Origin of the sequence: Novosphingobium indicum (assembly GCF_014645195.1) — a bacterium.
GTDB lineage: Bacteria > Pseudomonadota > Alphaproteobacteria > Sphingomonadales > Sphingomonadaceae > Novosphingobium > Novosphingobium indicum.
In genome coordinates this window covers 149,082-164,540 of record NZ_BMLK01000008.1, presented here as the reverse complement: position 1 = coordinate 164,540, position 15,459 = coordinate 149,082, and the positions used below count along the sequence as shown (strand labels likewise).

At 63.0% G+C, this 15,459-nt stretch carries 11 protein-coding genes and 1 other RNA gene; 1 reads left to right on the top strand and 11 read right to left on the bottom strand.

What is annotated here, in order from left to right:
• Positions 1-19: 19 nt before the first annotated feature.
• Positions 20-2,419 (bottom strand): TonB-dependent receptor, encoded by a 2,400-nt coding sequence (locus IEX64_RS10500; RefSeq protein ID WP_188819613.1) that lies wholly within the window; start codon positions 2,417-2,419, stop codon positions 20-22.
• A 587-nt stretch (positions 2,420-3,006) separates the two neighbouring features.
• Between IEX64_RS10500 and IEX64_RS10495 the strand changes: the two genes are divergently transcribed.
• Positions 3,007-4,212, top strand: coding sequence for a L,D-transpeptidase family protein (locus IEX64_RS10495; protein ID WP_188819612.1), 1,206 nt, complete (start codon positions 3,007-3,009; stop codon positions 4,210-4,212).
• Between the two features lie 14 nt (positions 4,213-4,226).
• Here IEX64_RS10495 and IEX64_RS10490 read toward each other — a convergent pair whose 3' ends face one another.
• The 10 genes from IEX64_RS10490 to hrpB all read right to left on the bottom strand — a co-directional run bounded on the left by IEX64_RS10490 (position 4,227) and on the right by hrpB (position 15,352).
• The gene (locus IEX64_RS10490) at positions 4,227-4,982 is read right to left on the bottom strand and encodes an alpha/beta fold hydrolase (RefSeq protein WP_188819611.1); all 756 of its coding nucleotides are present in this window, start codon (positions 4,980-4,982) and stop codon (positions 4,227-4,229) included.
• Between the two features lie 137 nt (positions 4,983-5,119).
• A complete protein-coding gene (locus IEX64_RS10485) occupies positions 5,120-5,485 on the bottom strand; it encodes a carboxymuconolactone decarboxylase family protein (protein WP_188819610.1) in 366 nt (121 codons plus the stop codon).
• 89 nt (positions 5,486-5,574) lie between these two features.
• Complete coding sequence (locus IEX64_RS10480) at positions 5,575-6,237, bottom strand: hypothetical protein (RefSeq protein ID WP_188819609.1); 663 nt, start codon at positions 6,235-6,237, stop codon at positions 5,575-5,577.
• Positions 6,238-6,331: 94 nt separating this feature from the next.
• Positions 6,332-7,357 carry an aspartate-semialdehyde dehydrogenase gene (locus IEX64_RS10475; RefSeq protein ID WP_188819608.1) on the bottom strand — a complete coding sequence of 342 codons (1,026 nt, stop codon included), beginning with the start codon at positions 7,355-7,357 and terminating at the stop codon, positions 6,332-6,334.
• A 180-nt stretch (positions 7,358-7,537) separates the two neighbouring features.
• On the bottom strand, positions 7,538-9,949 hold the full coding sequence (gene lon, locus IEX64_RS10470; protein WP_188819607.1) for an endopeptidase La: 2,412 nt from the start codon (positions 9,947-9,949) through the stop codon (positions 7,538-7,540).
• Positions 9,950-10,101: 152 nt separating this feature from the next.
• A complete protein-coding gene (locus tag IEX64_RS10465) occupies positions 10,102-10,437 on the bottom strand; it encodes a YbaB/EbfC family nucleoid-associated protein (RefSeq protein ID WP_188819606.1) in 336 nt (111 codons plus the stop codon).
• Position 10,438: 1 nt separating this feature from the next.
• Entirely contained in the window at positions 10,439-12,349 is a 1,911-nt protein-coding gene (locus IEX64_RS10460) for a DNA polymerase III subunit gamma/tau (protein WP_188819605.1), read from the bottom strand.
• A 70-nt stretch (positions 12,350-12,419) separates the two neighbouring features.
• Positions 12,420-12,514: signal recognition particle sRNA small type (gene ffs, locus IEX64_RS10455), an RNA gene on the bottom strand.
• Positions 12,515-12,574: 60 nt separating this feature from the next.
• On the bottom strand, positions 12,575-12,853 hold the full coding sequence (locus IEX64_RS10450) for an ETC complex I subunit (RefSeq protein ID WP_188819604.1): 279 nt from the start codon (positions 12,851-12,853) through the stop codon (positions 12,575-12,577).
• A 45-nt stretch (positions 12,854-12,898) separates the two neighbouring features.
• On the bottom strand, positions 12,899-15,352 hold the full coding sequence (gene hrpB, locus IEX64_RS10445; protein WP_188819603.1) for an ATP-dependent helicase HrpB: 2,454 nt from the start codon (positions 15,350-15,352) through the stop codon (positions 12,899-12,901).
• Between the last annotated feature and the right edge of the window lie 107 nt (positions 15,353-15,459).

Genomic DNA, 15,459 nt, shown 5'->3' with positions numbered 1-15,459 from the left:
GCTCGGGCGCACTGCCATATCAGCTTCCGCCGTCGAACTTGTAGCCGATGGTCACACCATAAGTGCGCGGTTCGGCCATGGGCGAATAGGTGCCATACGAAGTCGTCCCGCTGTAGTGCAGGCGATAGCGATGATCGGACAGGTTAGTCCCAAACACGCGGACGTAATAGGTGTCCGTGGGATCGGTCCAGGTGACCGAGGCATTGAACAGGGCGTACTTGCCTTCGCGGTAGCGCTGCTCTCGCTGGCGATCCGCGGGAACGCCGGCGCCGTCGCCCCAGATGCCGGGATTGGTGACGACGTAGCTGTCGGTGTACTTCAGGTTGGCTGCATACAGCACCCCGCCTTCGCCGATCGGCACGAAGTAATCGACACCGATATTGGCCGAGAAGTCAGGCGCACGGGACATCTGCAGCCCCGACAGATCCTGCACCTGCGAAACGTTCAGGTAGGTCTTGAGCGGATCGGAATTGGTATTCACGCCGACACCGCCACCTTCGGCAGGCGAGTTGCTGACACCCGTGCCGCTGAAGGTGAAACCCGATCCATAGCGCGCATGCAGGTAGATCGCCCCCGCCCGGATCTTGAGGTTCTCGATCGGCTCGAGTTCCAAGCTGGCCTCGATGCCCTTGATCTTCGCCTTGGGCGCGTTGGTCACATCGACGAAGGTACTGCCGTCGGCCAGAGTGACCGTCGAACTCACCTGCAGATTCTTGTAATCGTAGTAGAAAGCAGCGACCTCTGCACGAAGCGTCGCCCCCGCAGTCTTGAAGCCGATTTCATAGGCATCGATGGTTTCCTGCCTGGCTGGCCGGTAGCAGGTCGGGTCCGTCAGCAGACAGCCCGGCAAGGTTGAATTGAACGCGCCGCTACGGAAGCCCTTCGAGTACGAAGCATAGATATTCGTGCGGGGAGCCACCTCGTACCGGATGGAGGCGCGCGGCGTGAACTTGCTGAACTTGGCATGGGCGCTGGTTTCCGGACGGGTCGACGTCGGCGAGATGCTCGTCTGGACCGCCCAGGGATCCTGCGTCTCCTCGCTGTAGCGACCGCCGATGTTCAAACTGAGCGCATCGGTCGCATGGAAAGTGGCATCCGCGTAGACAGCCCAAGCTTCCTTGGTCTGCGCGAAATCGGCCTCGAAGAACTTCACGTAACTGTCGAGCCCGGGCGGGTTCGCCGGATCATAAGGGGCACCGAAGACTGCCGGGCCGAGATAGAACTGGTTGGGATCGATGTACTTGGTCCGATCCCGGAAATAGGTGCCGCCCACGATGAGGTCGACCCGGTCGATCGCCGTCACCGTGAAGTCGAGAGCCTGCTGGAAGGTGCGGTTCTGAATGCGGCTCGTCGACCACGACAGCGGAATGTAGGAGCCGTCGAAGTCGAAGCTCGTCCGGGCGCGGGTCTGGGTATAGCCGGTAATCGACTTGAGCACGCCAACGGAGGTATCCAGTTGCAGCGTCAAGGAACCTTCGTGCTGTTTGGTCGTGACTTCCGTGCCGATATCGTATGCCGCCACGCCCAGTCGGTTGGGCTGCAGTTCGCCGCCGGGCAGCAGGAACGTGGGCGGCACATTCTCGAAAGTCGTGAACATGTTGCCGCGCCCGTCGCTGACGCGCGTGTAGTTGTAGGCCAACGTTGCCGTGAACGTATCGGTGAGGCCCAGCTTCAACTTGGCCCGGATCGAGTCCTGCTTGAGCGGCGCCGCATTGCCGTCGGTCTCACCCGGCGTCGTACGGCTGGCCAGCTTCATGTAGCCATCGCTGCGGCGCATATAGCCCGAAAGGCTGATCCCCACGCGATCGGAGACAGGACCGGCCACATAGCCACTGATCCGCTTGTCATCGAAACGCGCATAAGTCGCCGAGGCCTCGCCCTGCCACCAGTCCGAAGGGGTAATGGTTTCAAGCAGGATCGCGCCGCCGGTGGCATTGCGTCCGTAAAGCGTGCCCTGCGGCCCTTTCAGAACCTGAACGCTCGCAATGTTGGGCAAGTCGATGTTGATGGTCTGCGGATTGACCTGGTAAATTCCATCCACATAGACGGCGACGTTGTTTTCAAATGTGCCGTTGATCACGGTCGTCACACCGCGGACCGAGGGCTGCGGAAAGGCGCCGCCCTGCCCGAGCTGAATGCCCGTGGTGACGGCCTGGATATCGCGCAGCGAGGTTACACCCGCGCTTTGCAGCGCGTCGCCACTGAGTACGGCCACCGACATCGGCACATCTTCCAGTGCTTCCGAACGCCGCTGCGCGGTCACGATGATAACGCTGTTGTCGACCCGGCTGGTTTCCTGCGCGAGTGCCGGAGCAGCGAAGACCGGCGCCGTGAGGGCAGTTGCCCCGGCAATAACGGCAAGCCAGCGACGCATCCTGCTGCCCGGCCCATGAGCCGGTCTTTGAAGTTCTCGCAGCATATCCTCTCTCCCCTGGTTTTCGTGCCCGTTCCGGGTCACGTTGATTGCCGATCCCCGCTCACATGAGCGGGCACCGCCTTTGGCGCTTGCGATCGAAGGGCCCGCTACGGCCAGAGAAAGGAGATCGATAATGCTGTGATGAAACGACCGAGAAACCTGGCGCGCGTGTGCTTCCGCCTACCAGTGACACGTCACGGGTGCACGAAACGCAGCCTAAGCGTGTCAGAGCCTGCGGCTCCTCTATCCCGGTGCCCATCACAAATGCCTCTCCCTTGCACTTGTCCGCGCTGCCGGATTTTCCGGTCAGCCGATGGCATAACCTGTTATGCGAAAGGGGTGCCCGCGAAGCCGAAATTCAACAAGTACAGATTTGTACAAGTGTCTAATTTTTGCAAAAACTTGCATTGTCAGACAATCGCGCCGAACGAAGCATTCTCTCAGAGACAAATTTGTGGTGAATGCACACTTTCAGCTTCGCCAGACCGCGCAGCGTCAGGGTCGATCTCGCAAGGCAATCCGTCGTAGCGCCTGCCCTGGCGAGAATTACAGAAAACCCGTTGTATTCCGATCCTCTGATATGCTTACACATGGGCATGGAAATTCAGAACGGCGCCATCGCTGCGGGAATCAAAGGACGCGTTTCGATCGTCTTGATGGTCCTTGGCCTCATGTCCTGTGGCGCAACCGATGCCCCCACACCCTCAGTGACCGCATCGCAAACTCCCGCCATTGCAGCGGACAGCTGGAGCACCGGTGAAATCGACAGCCTCAGGCAGTGGGTCCGCTGCGCGCCGCGCGATGCCTTGCCCTCGCCGGATGCCGGCGCGCTCGAAGCAGCCGTCGCCAGTGGAGACCAGGCTGCCATTGATGAGGCCGCGACTGCATTGGCGCTCAAGCTCGCGCGCTTGCACCTTTTCGGCACTGCCGACACGGCCCAGCGTGCAGGCTGGCGCATCAAGGACACCGACACCTCTATCGACCTGCCGTCGCGTCTTCGAGCGGCCATCTCGAAAGACGATGTCGACGGCTTCTTCAACGGAATGCGTCCCTCGCACCCCGACTACGCCGCCTTGCGATCGGCCTATGCTGAGGAAACCGATCCGGAACGACGCAAGACGATAGCCCGCAACATGGAACGCTGGCGCTGGATGCCGCATTCGCTGGGGTCCTCCTACGTGCTGGTGAACACCGCGAGTTTCGAGGCCAGCCTCTGGCGCAACGGAGCCCGCCAGAAGACCTGGCCGGTCATCGTCGGCAAGCGCTCGACGCCGAGCCCGGTGTTTTCAGCCACGATAACCGGTGTCGTGCTCAATCCCTGGTGGCACATTCCCGCCAGCATCATTCGAGAAAAACGCGGCAATTTCCCGGCACGCCTGGGGTATGTGAAAACAGCAAATGGCTACAGCCAGAAGCCCGGCCCCAACAATGCGCTCGGCGAAATGAAGCTGGTCATGCCCAACCCATTCAGCGTTTATATGCACGACACGCCAAGCAAGAGCCTGTTTTCTCGCGACGTGCGAGCATTCAGCCACGGCTGCATACGCGTCGGCGATGCACTGAATTTTGCCACCACCCTGCTGGACGGAGCAAAGTCACGCGAAGAGGTCGACCAGATTGTCGAGACGCGGCGAACCACGACTGTAGACCTGCCGACGCCCCTGCCCGTCTACATCACCTACTTCACGGCCACGCGTCTCGGAGACGGCTCCTTCGTTGTCGAACCGGACATCTATAACCGGGACAAGCGAGTGCCTGCGACAGCGTCCGCGACAGACACCGAGTGTTCGGCCTGAACGCCAAAGACTGGTCAGTCCTTGAGAAATGCCGCCATTGCGCGGCCCATTTCCTTGAAGGTGACCGAGGACATGTGGTTGCCCGGCACTTCCTCGTAACGCCCATCGGGAAGCGCGTGGGCCAGATCGGGCGCGGAGCCGTTATCGCCATCGTCGGCACCGCACACACATAGCGTGGGCATGGTCACTTCGGTGAGCGCTTCCGGCGGTGTGTCGTCCACCGAGCCGAGCAGGAGACGCGCGGCAACGCGGTCGACTTTCATCGTCTTCATGAACGCCTGTGCCACAAACGCCGGATCGCCCCGCTCGATACTCCCGAAGCGGTCGATGGCATCGACGAAATGAGCACTGCGCCGCGCCCAACCGGCCAGTCCCGAAAGTCCCATGCCGCCAAGGATCAGCTTGCGCGGCGCCAGTCCGGAGAGGACGCCGCGCACCGCGGTCCGCGCGCCGAGCGAGAAACCGCCCAGATCGAAATCGGTCAGCCCCAGTTCGGCTACGAGGATACGCAGGTCTTCGACCAGAACGTCTTCGGGATAGAGGGGCGGATCGTGCGGCGCCTCGCTTTCGCCGTGGGCGCGCAGATCGGGCATGATGACTTCGAACCCGGCCTCAGCCAGGATCTCGGCGTTGCCGAACTTGATCCAGTTGACCTGCGCGCTCGAAAACAGACCGTGCAGCAAGAGAACCGGCCGGCCCTGCCCCATGGTATGGACCGCCAGGTGCGTCCCGCCGAAACCTTCCACGTAATCCTTGCGCACTTCACTCACTCGGGAATCTCCAGTCCGGCCGCTTTCCACTTTGCGGCGACACTCGCGCTATCCGCTGTGCGATGGCGCGGTAGCTCCTTGGTACCCAGCCAGCCTTCCTGCAAGCTTTCCGCGCAGCACTTCGCTTCACCATCGCCTCAGCCTTTGGCCTTCTCGTCCCACTGGTCGAAGGCTTCCAGCGCCTGCGCGGCATACATCGCCGAGGGGCCCGCACCCATATAGACGGCAACCCCCATCGCTTCGGCAACTTCCTCACGCGTCGCGCCCTGTCGCTGCGCGGCGGACGAATGATAGGTCACGCAAGGGTCGCAGCGCACCGCCACGGAAATGGCCAGCGCAATCAGCTCCTTGGTTTTGGTATCGAGCGCGCCCGGTTCCAGCGCCGCCTTCCCCATTTCGGAAAATGCCTGCATTGGCCCCGGCGAAGAGCGCTTGAGTTCACCCACCGCAGGATTGAGAGACTTGGCCATGTTCGGCCAGTCCTTGAAGTTGCTTTTCGACATGAGGCTTCCTCCTTCAAATCAAGCTAACCTGTGTTGTGGGCGGGTTGCCTTGGCACAAATCAAACGAAGCGTAGGAAAGTGAATTCGTTTCAATCAAACTTGTTGATTGGCGCGGCAGCGTTTGCTGCCTCTTGGGCAGCAGCCGCTGCTTGCTGAGCGCCTTGTTCGGCTGACCCGGTACCAGTCCGGCCTGCATCCGCATCCGAAAAATCTAGCGACCGCGAAGTTACAATTTTCGCTGCCTTGGCATCTACTATGACAAAGCGCGCCTTTATGGCGCTGTCCCAAACAATCGCACTGAACGACGCATCATCAAGCCGGGTTACCGCATCAAGTGCATCAATCGCAGAAGCCACTACGTGGCGCGACATGTCTGAAAACCGGACAAAGACGAAATCGAAAATTGGCCGTCCGCTCTGCTCGCCCGTCTTGACCAAACCGACATAACCAAACGTTGCAACGCTTCCGGCCCCATAGATTTTGGCATCCCGATCATCAGCAAGCGCCACCACTTTGCCACTTTGCATGTCGACGAACCTGATATCGCGCTGTGCCTCGGAGTCAGAATCCTGCCTTGCATAAAGCGTGATCTTGCCCTGAGGCCCTTTGAGAATTTCACCTCGCGGTTCAGTGGAACGAACAAACTGCTCCGAATAACGGTCGTCTGAACGAGTGTACTCGGCAATTCCAAAACCGACGATAGTGATCAACAATACCAGCAAGGCAGCAAGGGCCACGAGATTGGCCCGCACCAGAAATCGCTCAAATCGCACAAAAAAGGCCCCCGGCAATCGCTCCCGGAGGCCTTCTTCTCATCTAAACGGGCTATTGCATAGCCCTGAAAAATCAGCCCTTCTTGAGGTGACGGCGTCCCAGCAGCTCGGCGATCTGCACGGCGTTGAGCGCAGCACCCTTGCGCAGGTTGTCGGACACGCACCAGAGGGCGAGGCCGTTCTCCACGGTGGGGTCCTCGCGCACGCGGCTGATGTAGGTTGCGCTGTCGCCGACGCACTCGACGGGGGTGACGTATCCGCCGTCCTCACGCTTGTCGACGAGCATGCAGCCCGGAGCCACACGCAGAATATCCTGCGCTTCCTCGGCCGAAATCTCGTCCTCGAACTCAAGCGTGATCGACTCGGCGTGGCCAACGAAGACCGGCACGCGCACGCAGGTGGCCTGCACCTTGATCGACGGGTCCATGATCTTCTTGGTCTCGACGACCATCTTCCACTCTTCCTTGGTGGAACCGTCATCGAGGAACACGTCGATGTGCGGGATCACGTTGAAGGCGATCTGCTTGGTGAACTTGCTGGGCTCGACCTGATCACCGACGAAGATCGCACGGCTCTGTTCGAACAGCTCATCCATGCCTGCTTTGCCCGCGCCGGAAACCGACTGGTAGGTCGAGACGACGACGCGCTTGATCTTTGCCTTGTCGTGCAGCGGCTTGAGCGCCACGACCATCTGCGCGGTCGAGCAGTTGGGGTTGGCTATGATGTTGCGCTTCGTATAGCCGTCGATCGCGTCCGGGTTCACTTCGGGAACCACCAGCGGGACGTCCGGGTCCATACGGTAGAGCGACGAGTTGTCGATCACCACGCAGCCCTGCGAAGCCGCCTTTGGCGCATAAGCCTTGGTCGGCCCCGAGCCCGCGGCAAACAGCGCAATATCATAACCCGTGAAATCGAAATGCTCGATGTTCTTCACTTTGAGCATTTTGCCGGTTTCGCCGAATTCGATCTCCGTACCCGTCGAGCGCGACGACGCAACCGCCGCGATCTCGTCGCAGGGAAACTCGCGTTCGGCGAGGATATTGAGCATTTCGCGGCCGACATTTCCGGTCGCACCGACAACGGCTACCCGGTAACCCATTTCACATTCCTTTTTCTTGGCCCATGCGGAAAAGCGTTTCCGCACGAGGGCGGCGCGTTAGCGCCAGTACGTGCGCGTGACAAGCATCTGCGCACGACGATTGCTTTCAGTCCGCCTTATGCGACTGAAAATTGCAAGGGCGGGGCATCGCCACGAAATGCGAAGCCCCGCCCGTTCGAATCAGTGTGCGGTGGCCGAAGGGACAGCGCTGTGCACGGGCGCAGCGGCCAGTTCGTCCGCCTCGGTCCACTCGATGGCTTCGAGCGGCTCGGTGAGCGCGCGCGACAGAACCTCATCAACGTGCGAAACCGGCACGATCTCAAGGCCTTCCTTCACATTCTCGGGAATTTCCGCGAGGTCCTTGCGGTTCTCCTCGGGAATGAGAACAGTGGTGATGCCGCCGCGCAGTGCCGCCAGCAGCTTTTCCTTGAGACCGCCGATCGGCAGCACCCGGCCACGCAGGGTGACTTCGCCGGTCATGGCAACGTCCTTGCGCACCGGCACACCGGTCAGCGTCGAAATGATCGAGGTGACCATACCGATACCTGCCGACGGGCCGTCCTTGGGCACGGCGCCTTCGGGCAAGTGGATGTGGATGTCGCGGCGGTTGAAGACGCTCGGCTTCACGCCATAGGCGGGTGAGCGCGCCTTCACGAAGCTCCACGCAGTCTGGATCGACTCGTTCATCACTTCGCCCAGCTTGCCGGTCGCCTTGATGGCACCCTTCCCGGGAACGGTGACGCTTTCGATCGTCAGCAGTTCGCCGCCGACTTCGGTCCAGGCGAGGCCTGTAACCGCGCCGACCTGATGCTCTTCCTCGCCCACGCCATGACGGAACTTGCGCACGCCAGCGAAGTCGGCGAGGTTCTCCGGCGTAATGACCACCTCGGTCGCCTTGCCTTCGAGGATCTGGCGCAGCGACTTGCGGGCGAGACGCGCGATTTCACGCTCCAGCGTACGTACACCGGCTTCGCGTGTGTAATAGCGGATCAGGTCGCGCAGGCCGTCGTGAGTCAGCGTGAACTCACCCTTCTTGAGCCCGTGCGCCTCGACCTGCTTGTCGATCAGGTGCCGCTCGGCAATTTCGACCTTCTCGTCCTCGGTATAGCCTTCGAGCCGGATGATCTCCATGCGATCGAGCAGCGGCTGCGGCAGATTCAGCGAGTTCGCGGTACACACGAACATCACGTCCGACAGGTCGATATCCAGCTCCAGGTAGTGGTCCTGGAACTTCGCGTTCTGTTCGGGATCGAGCACTTCGAGCAATGCCGATGCCGGATCGCCCCGGAAGTCCTGGCCGAGCTTGTCGATCTCGTCGAGCAGGAACAGCGGGTTCGACTTGCCAGCCTTCTTGAGGTTCGTCACGATCTTGCCCGGCAGCGAGCCGATGTAAGTGCGACGGTGACCGCGAATTTCGGCTTCGTCGCGCACGCCGCCCAGCGACTGGCGGATGAACTCGCGCCCGGTAGCCTTGGCGATCGACTTGCCGAGCGAGGTCTTGCCGACGCCCGGAGGGCCGACAAGGCACAGGATCGGCCCCTTCAGCTTGTTGGTACGCGCCTGCACGGCGAGATACTCGATGATCCGGTCCTTGACCTTGTCGAGTGCGTAGTGGTCGGCGTCGAGCACGTCCTGCGCCGCCGCGATGTCGCGCTTGAGCTTGCTCTTCTTGCCCCAGGGCAAGCCGAGCAGCACATCGAGATAGTTGCGGATGACCGTCGCTTCCGCGCTCATCGGCTGCATCGACTTGAGCTTCTTCAGCTCCGCCGTGGCCTTCTCGCGCGCTTCCTTCGAAAGCTTGGTCTTCTCGATCTTTTCCTGCAGCTCCTGCAGTTCGTTGGCTTCCTCGCCATCGCCGCCACCCAGTTCGTTCTGGATCGCCTTGAGCTGCTCGTTGAGGTAATATTCGCGCTGCGTCTTTTCCATCTGCCGCTTCACGCGGCCACGGATCTTGCGCTCTACCTGCAGGACGCCGAGTTCGCCTTCCATGAAGGAATAGACCATCTCGAGGCGCTTGAGCGGATCAGCTTCGGACAGCACGGCCTGCTTGTCGGACACCTTGGCCGACAGCTGCGCAGCGACAGTGTCGGCAAGCTTGGCGGGGTCCTCGATGTCGTCGAGCTGATCGCCGGCATCCTGGCTCAGCTTCTTGTTGAGCTTCGCGTACTCGTTGAACTGGTCGATCACCGACCGCATCATCGCGGAGACTTCGGTGCCTTCGGCCTCGAGAGGATCGATCTTCTCGACCTCGGCAATGAGCATGTCGCCATCGTTGGTAGGTTCGGTCTGCAGAGTGTTCAGCCGTGCCCGGTCCTGCCCCTCGACAAGCACGCGCACAGTTCCATCGGGCAGCTTCAAAAGCTGCAGGACGCTGGCAATGACGCCGGTGTCGTAGAGATCGTCACGATCGGGATCGTCGCAGCCCGGATCGAGCTGCGCTAGCAGGAAGATGTCCTTTTCGCCGGCCATGGCCGCTTCCAGAGCGGCGACCGATTTTTCGCGGCCGACGAACAGCGGCACAACCATGCCGGGGAAAACGACGATATCGCGCAGCGGCAGAAGAGGTAACAGGTTCACTACAAATACATCCATTTCATCGCCTGCGAAAAAGGACGGTACCCCTCCCGCAGCATTCAGCGAAGGATATGGGGTGTCTCTTCCGCCATGCAATGGATTGGGCAGGAAAGCCTGTGGAAGCGCGCGCTGCGCTTCGCATGACTTCCCCCCAAGTCATCACCCGCAGGTCAGAACGGCATCTTGAAGCCCGGCGGCAGGCCCATGCCCTGCTGCGCCTTGGCCATTTCCTCGTTCGCGACCGAGTCCGACTTGACGCGCGCATCATTGTAGGCGGCGGCGACAAGGTCCTCCAGCATGCCCTTTTCGGACGGCTGCAGCAGGCTGTCGTCGATCGAAACGCCGATGACGCGGCCCTTGGCCGTGCAACGGATCTTGACGAGACCGCCACCTGAAAGCCCTTCGACCTCGAGCTGGTCGAGCTTCGCCTGGGTCTCGTTCATCTGCTTCTGGATGGTTTCGGCGGCCTGCTGGGCCGCCTGGATCATCTCTTCCATGGACTTCATTTCAGCGTCTCCAATTGCGGGACCCGCCGATGGCGGCAGGCCGGTCGTCTTCGATCAGTTCGGAATCGGGAAAAGCGGCCAGCGTCGCCTCGACAAGCGGCGAACGGCGCACGGCCTGGGTATCGGCAGCTTTGCTCGCCTCGGCCTGTTCGACCAGCGTCGGCGCGCCTTCGGCATCGACGCGCTCGACGTGCCAGCGCTGGCCGGTCGCCTCGGCAAGGCTGGAACGCAGCTGACCGGAAATGTCTTCCCTGAACCCGGGGGGCTGCGTGTAGCGCAAGAGGCCGGGCGCGAGTTCGACCACCCGCACCTGCATGCGCATGACATTGGCCGCAACCGGCTGCCCGTAGTGCTCGACTTCGTCGACCAGCGCTTCCCAGCGCGGCGCAGCCGCAGAGGGCGCCGAAGCCGAAGGCGCGCCCGACGGCGCAGCCCCGCCGTCGCTCGCCGGTGCCGGGGCGGGAGCGCGCGAAGCCATATCCTCGAGCTTTTTCACCAGTGCGCCCGGATCGGGCATGTCCGAAGCGTGCATGATCCGCAGCAGCGCCATTTGCGCGGCAACCAGCGGATCGGGCGCGGACTTCACTTCCTCATAGCCTTTGAGCAGCAATTGCCAGAGGCGGTGAAGGTGTCCGGCCCGCAAGGCCTTGGCCCAGCTTTCAACGGCCTCGCGCTCTTCGGTCGAGGGAGCATCGGCGCTGCCGCTCACCTGGGTGACGGCGATACGATGCGCCAGTTCCATCAGCCCGCGCATCATCGCCAGCGGTTCGACGCCCAGCGAGAACTGGTGTGCCACGAGCGCGAGCAGATCCGCGCCATTGCCATCGAGGATCGCGCCGAGCAGCTTGCGCTGCACCGACTTGTCCGAGAGACCGAGCATGTCGCGCACCTTATCGGCGCGAACCTTGCCCTCCCCGTCTAGGTCGGCATGGGCAATGGCCTGATCGAGGATCGACAGACCATCGCGCACAGAGCCTTCGGCAGCGGCAGCCACCATCGCGAGCGCCTCTTGCTCGGCGCCAACACCCTCGTTGGTGCAGACCCAGGCAAAGTGCTCCGCCAGCATCGGCGTGGCAATGCGGCGCAGATCGAAACGCTGGCACCGCGACAGCACGGTGACCGGGAGCTTGTCGACCTCGGTCGTGGCGAAGAGGAACTTCACATGCGCCGGCGGTTCCTCGAGCGTCTTGAGCAAGGCGTTGAACGCATTGCGCGAGAGCATGTGAACTTCGTCGATGATGTAGATCTTGTAGCGCGCGGAAACCGCGGCATAGCGCACCGCCTCGATGATCTCGCGCACATCGTCGACGCCGGTGTGCGAGGCGGCATCCATCTCGATCACGTCGATATGCCGGCCTTCGGCAATCGCCTGGCACGGCTCGCACACGCCGCAGGGATCGATGGTCGGGCCGCCCAGCCCGTCCGGTCCGATGCAGTTCAGCGCCTTGGCAATCAGACGGGCGGTAGAGGTCTTGCCGACACCGCGCACGCCGGTCATCAGAAAGGCGTGGGCCAGTCGGTCGCGCTTGATCGCATTGGCGAGGGTCTGGACCATCGCCTCCTGCCCGATCAGTTGCCCGAAAGTCTGCGGACGATACTTGCGCGCCAGAACACGATAGGGCTGCGTGGGTGTACCCGTCGGCGGGCTTGCCGGGGCAGCAGCGACGGGCGCAGGCGCCGCCTCTGCCGGAGCGGCAAACATGGCCGATTGCCCCGCGGCTTCCAGTTCCGCAGTCGTGGGCTCGGAGGGCTGTTCGGGCTCAGGCGGTTCGGGAGCGGGAGCACCGAACATCGACGACTGACCGGCCGCCTCCAGTTCGGCGGCGCTGGGTCCGGCGCTGGGTCCGGCGCTGCCTTCCTCCCCATCGTTCCAGGGAGGGGAATCGCCAAAGGTGTCGCGTGAATCGTCCATCGCTTCTCAAGGTAGGGACCAAACGCGATCAGGTCACGCCCGGCGGGCATGTTTTACGCTACGATGCGGCGATGAAGGAGCCGAGCGACCCGCCGCAATCCGTTGTGGCTGCTTCCTTCCGGACCTGACCAGGTTGGCGGACGCAAACGTCCACCCGACTCCCGGGCGGCCATATGGCTGTCGTCCGACCGTTTGTCCAGTCCCCCTCGGGACCGGATCACCGGCTCAGCGGAAATTGTCTGCGTAAGCCTGGATCTTCAGGCGGCGCGGCGGCGTCGCATGAATTTCCGCGTTGATACCGTAGCGTTCGGCGTAGGCCTTGGCATCCTCGCACGTCGGGAAGCGCAGGAGAACCTGCTGCTTCGTGTCACCCGAACCGGCCCAGCCCATCAGCGGATCGGGCTTCTTGGCCTCGGCTGGCGCGAATTCGAGGACCCACTGGTCGAGAAACGCCTTGCCAGACTGCATGGCGTTTTTCGGGCGTTGATAGATGCGTGCACTCATGAACCAGCGCTTTGCCTCCGAATCGCGGCGAAAATCAAGCTGGAATTACGTTCTCTTCGAAGCCTCGAAGGCATTGCGCGTCTTCAGGCTGGGATCTTCGGCCCACGGTTCGTCCGGCCAGCGGTGTTTGGGATAGCGCCCCTTCATCTCGCGCTGCACGTCCTTCCACGATCCACGCCAGAAGCCGGGCAGGTCTCGCGTAGTCTGGATCGAGCGCCCCGCCGGCGACGTCAGCTTGAGCAGCAAGGGCTGCGGTGGCTGCCCGAATGTGGGATGCCGATCGAGCCCGAACAGCGCCTGTACGCGCACCTCGACGCTGGGGCCGCCCTCATCCTCGTAGTCGATCGCGTGCGATGTCCCCGCCGGACTGCGAAACTCGGCAGGCGCCAGCTTTTCAAGCGTCTGCTGGTCGTCCCACGTCAGCCGGCCGCGCAACGCTCCGCCAAGCGCCCCTTTGTCCACGGCATCGAGCCTGCGGCCCAACAATGGCCCAAGCCAGATATCGAGGTCGTCCAGCAGTGCCGTCTCAGACAGCGCCTCGATCCCGGCATAGCGTGCGCGACGCAGCAGCGAGAGGCTGGACTTGCCGAAGGGCAGCAGCCCCAATCCCTTCTGTCGCACGCGGTCGAGCAGGAACGCCGCAATAGCCGCCGGGTCCGGTGAAGGATCGGGGCCGCTGGACAGGGTGATGGCGCCAAGACGCCGCTCCAGCCGCGCTTCGACGCGGCCTTCGTCCTCGTTCCAGCGCAGGAACGAGCGGCGCTCAATCGCCCCCCCAAGCCATTGCTCCACTTCCGAGGGCTCAAGCGAGGCTCCGGAGAGAATGCGCGCACCTTTCGCCTGCCCCTGCGCGTCGCCGATCACCAGCCATTCGCGCGTGGCCAGCGGCGATGCTGGATCGAGCACGTAGCCCCTGCCCCCGGCCGACAACCAGCTCTCACCCGAACCATCGCGGCGCCGGGCCACCATGTCCGGCCTGCCGAGCGCCAGGAGGACGCCGACAGGGACGTCTTCATCGCGCAGATCGCCGGACACGAGCGAACGCGCCCGCTTGGTCCATCCGGCCGCCAGCTTGCGCGAGGCTTCCGCTCTTGGCGAGCGGTCCCCGTTCCAGCGCGACAGCCGCTGCACGAGGTCGTCGCTGCGCCCGCCCAGCCCGCGCTCCTGCAGCAGCAGGGCCAGCTTCGCTGCCCCAGGTCCCGCGCCCAGTTCCGTAGCCTTCAGGATCATGGCCGCTTGCGCCGGGTCCATCGGCAAGCTCGCCACCTTGGCTCCGAACGGCGTGATGCGCCCATCTTCGTCGAGAGCACCGAGCGCCTGAAGGCTCTTGCGGGCAGCATCGAGCGCCGGTGCAGGCGGCGCATCGAGCCATGCCATAGCCGCGGGATCGGTATTGCCCCATTTGGCCAGTGCCAGAGTCAGGGGTGCCAGATCGCTGGTGACGATTTCCGGCGGATCGAAAGCGAGGCGCCCGGCATGGGCCGCCTCTTCCCAGAGACGATAGGCAACGCCGGGGCCCTGCCGCGCGGCACGCCCTGCCCGCTGCGCGGCCGACGCCTGACTGGCGCGGTGGGTCACCAGCCGGGTAACTCCGGCCGCCTTGTCGAACTCCGCCCGGCGCGAAAGGCCGCTGTCCACCACGACGGACACACCATCCAGCGTCAGCGAAGTCTCGGCAATTGCGGTGGCCAGAATCACCCGGCGGCGGCCCTGCGGATCGCGTCGGATCGCCGCGCGCTGCGCCGCCGGTTCGCATTGGCCGTGCAGCGGCAGCACCAGGGCTTGCGGCAAACGGTCGGACAGCCGCTCCCCCACGCGGTCAATCTCGCGCACGCCGGGTAGGAAAGCGAGGACGTCGCCCTGCTCTTCGCGCCATGCCGTCGCGATAGCGGAGGCCATGGCATCCTCGACCCGCTGATCGGGCGAGCTGCCAAGCCAGCGCAGGCCGAGAGGCCAGGCCTTGCCTTCGCTCTCGATGACTGGCGTCTCTGGTCCCAGGAGGTTCGCAAAGCGCGAGCCATCGATGGTAGCGGACATAACAACCAGCCGCAGATCCTCGCGCAGCACATCCCGGCTTTCGATAGCGAGCGCCAGACCGAGGTCGCTGTCGAGATGCCGCTCGTGGGCCTCGTCGAACAACACCGCCGAGACGCCGGCAAGTTCGGGATCGGACAGAATGGTGGAAACGAAGATCGCCTCGGTCATCACAAGCACACGCGTTGCAGCCGAGCGTTTGACATCCAGACGCGTCACATAGCCGATCGTTTCGCCGGCCTTCTCCCCCAATTGCTCCGCCATCCGCTCTGCCGCGGCCCGCGCGGCCACGCGACGGGGGGAAAGCAGGATCACGGTGCCAGCGCACCATGCCTCGCCCAGCAGGGCCGGCGCGACTGTCGTCGTCTTGCCCGCGCCCGGCGGCGCTATCAGCACGGAACCGGGACCTCGCCGCAACGCGTCAAGCAGATCGGGCAGCACGGTATGGACGGGCAATTGGGTCACGCCGCCGCTCTTAGGGGTATGGAGAGGCAAGCGAAAGCACCTGCCAGCCGAACATTACAGACAGTCATCGCATGAAAACGCGGATTTTTCACGATCAGCATCAGTTG

Bases quoted from the DNA above. Each gene is read 5' to 3' on its own strand.
- IEX64_RS10500 (WP_188819613.1), bottom strand. From the start codon at position 2,419: ATGCTGCGAGAACTTCAAAGACCGGCTCATGGGCCGGGCAGCAGGATG.
- IEX64_RS10495 (WP_188819612.1), top strand. From the start codon at position 3,007: ATGGGCATGGAAATTCAGAACGGCGCCATCGCTGCGGGAATCAAAGGA.
- IEX64_RS10485 (WP_188819610.1), bottom strand. From the start codon at position 5,485: ATGTCGAAAAGCAACTTCAAGGACTGGCCGAACATGGCCAAGTCTCTC.
- IEX64_RS10475 (WP_188819608.1), bottom strand. From the start codon at position 7,357: ATGGGTTACCGGGTAGCCGTTGTCGGTGCGACCGGAAATGTCGGCCGC.
- lon (WP_188819607.1), bottom strand. From the start codon at position 9,949: ATGGATGTATTTGTAGTGAACCTGTTACCTCTTCTGCCGCTGCGCGAT.
- IEX64_RS10465 (WP_188819606.1), bottom strand. From the start codon at position 10,437: ATGAAGTCCATGGAAGAGATGATCCAGGCGGCCCAGCAGGCCGCCGAA.
- IEX64_RS10460 (WP_188819605.1), bottom strand. From the start codon at position 12,349: ATGGACGATTCACGCGACACCTTTGGCGATTCCCCTCCCTGGAACGAT.
- IEX64_RS10450 (WP_188819604.1), bottom strand. From the start codon at position 12,853: ATGAGTGCACGCATCTATCAACGCCCGAAAAACGCCATGCAGTCTGGC.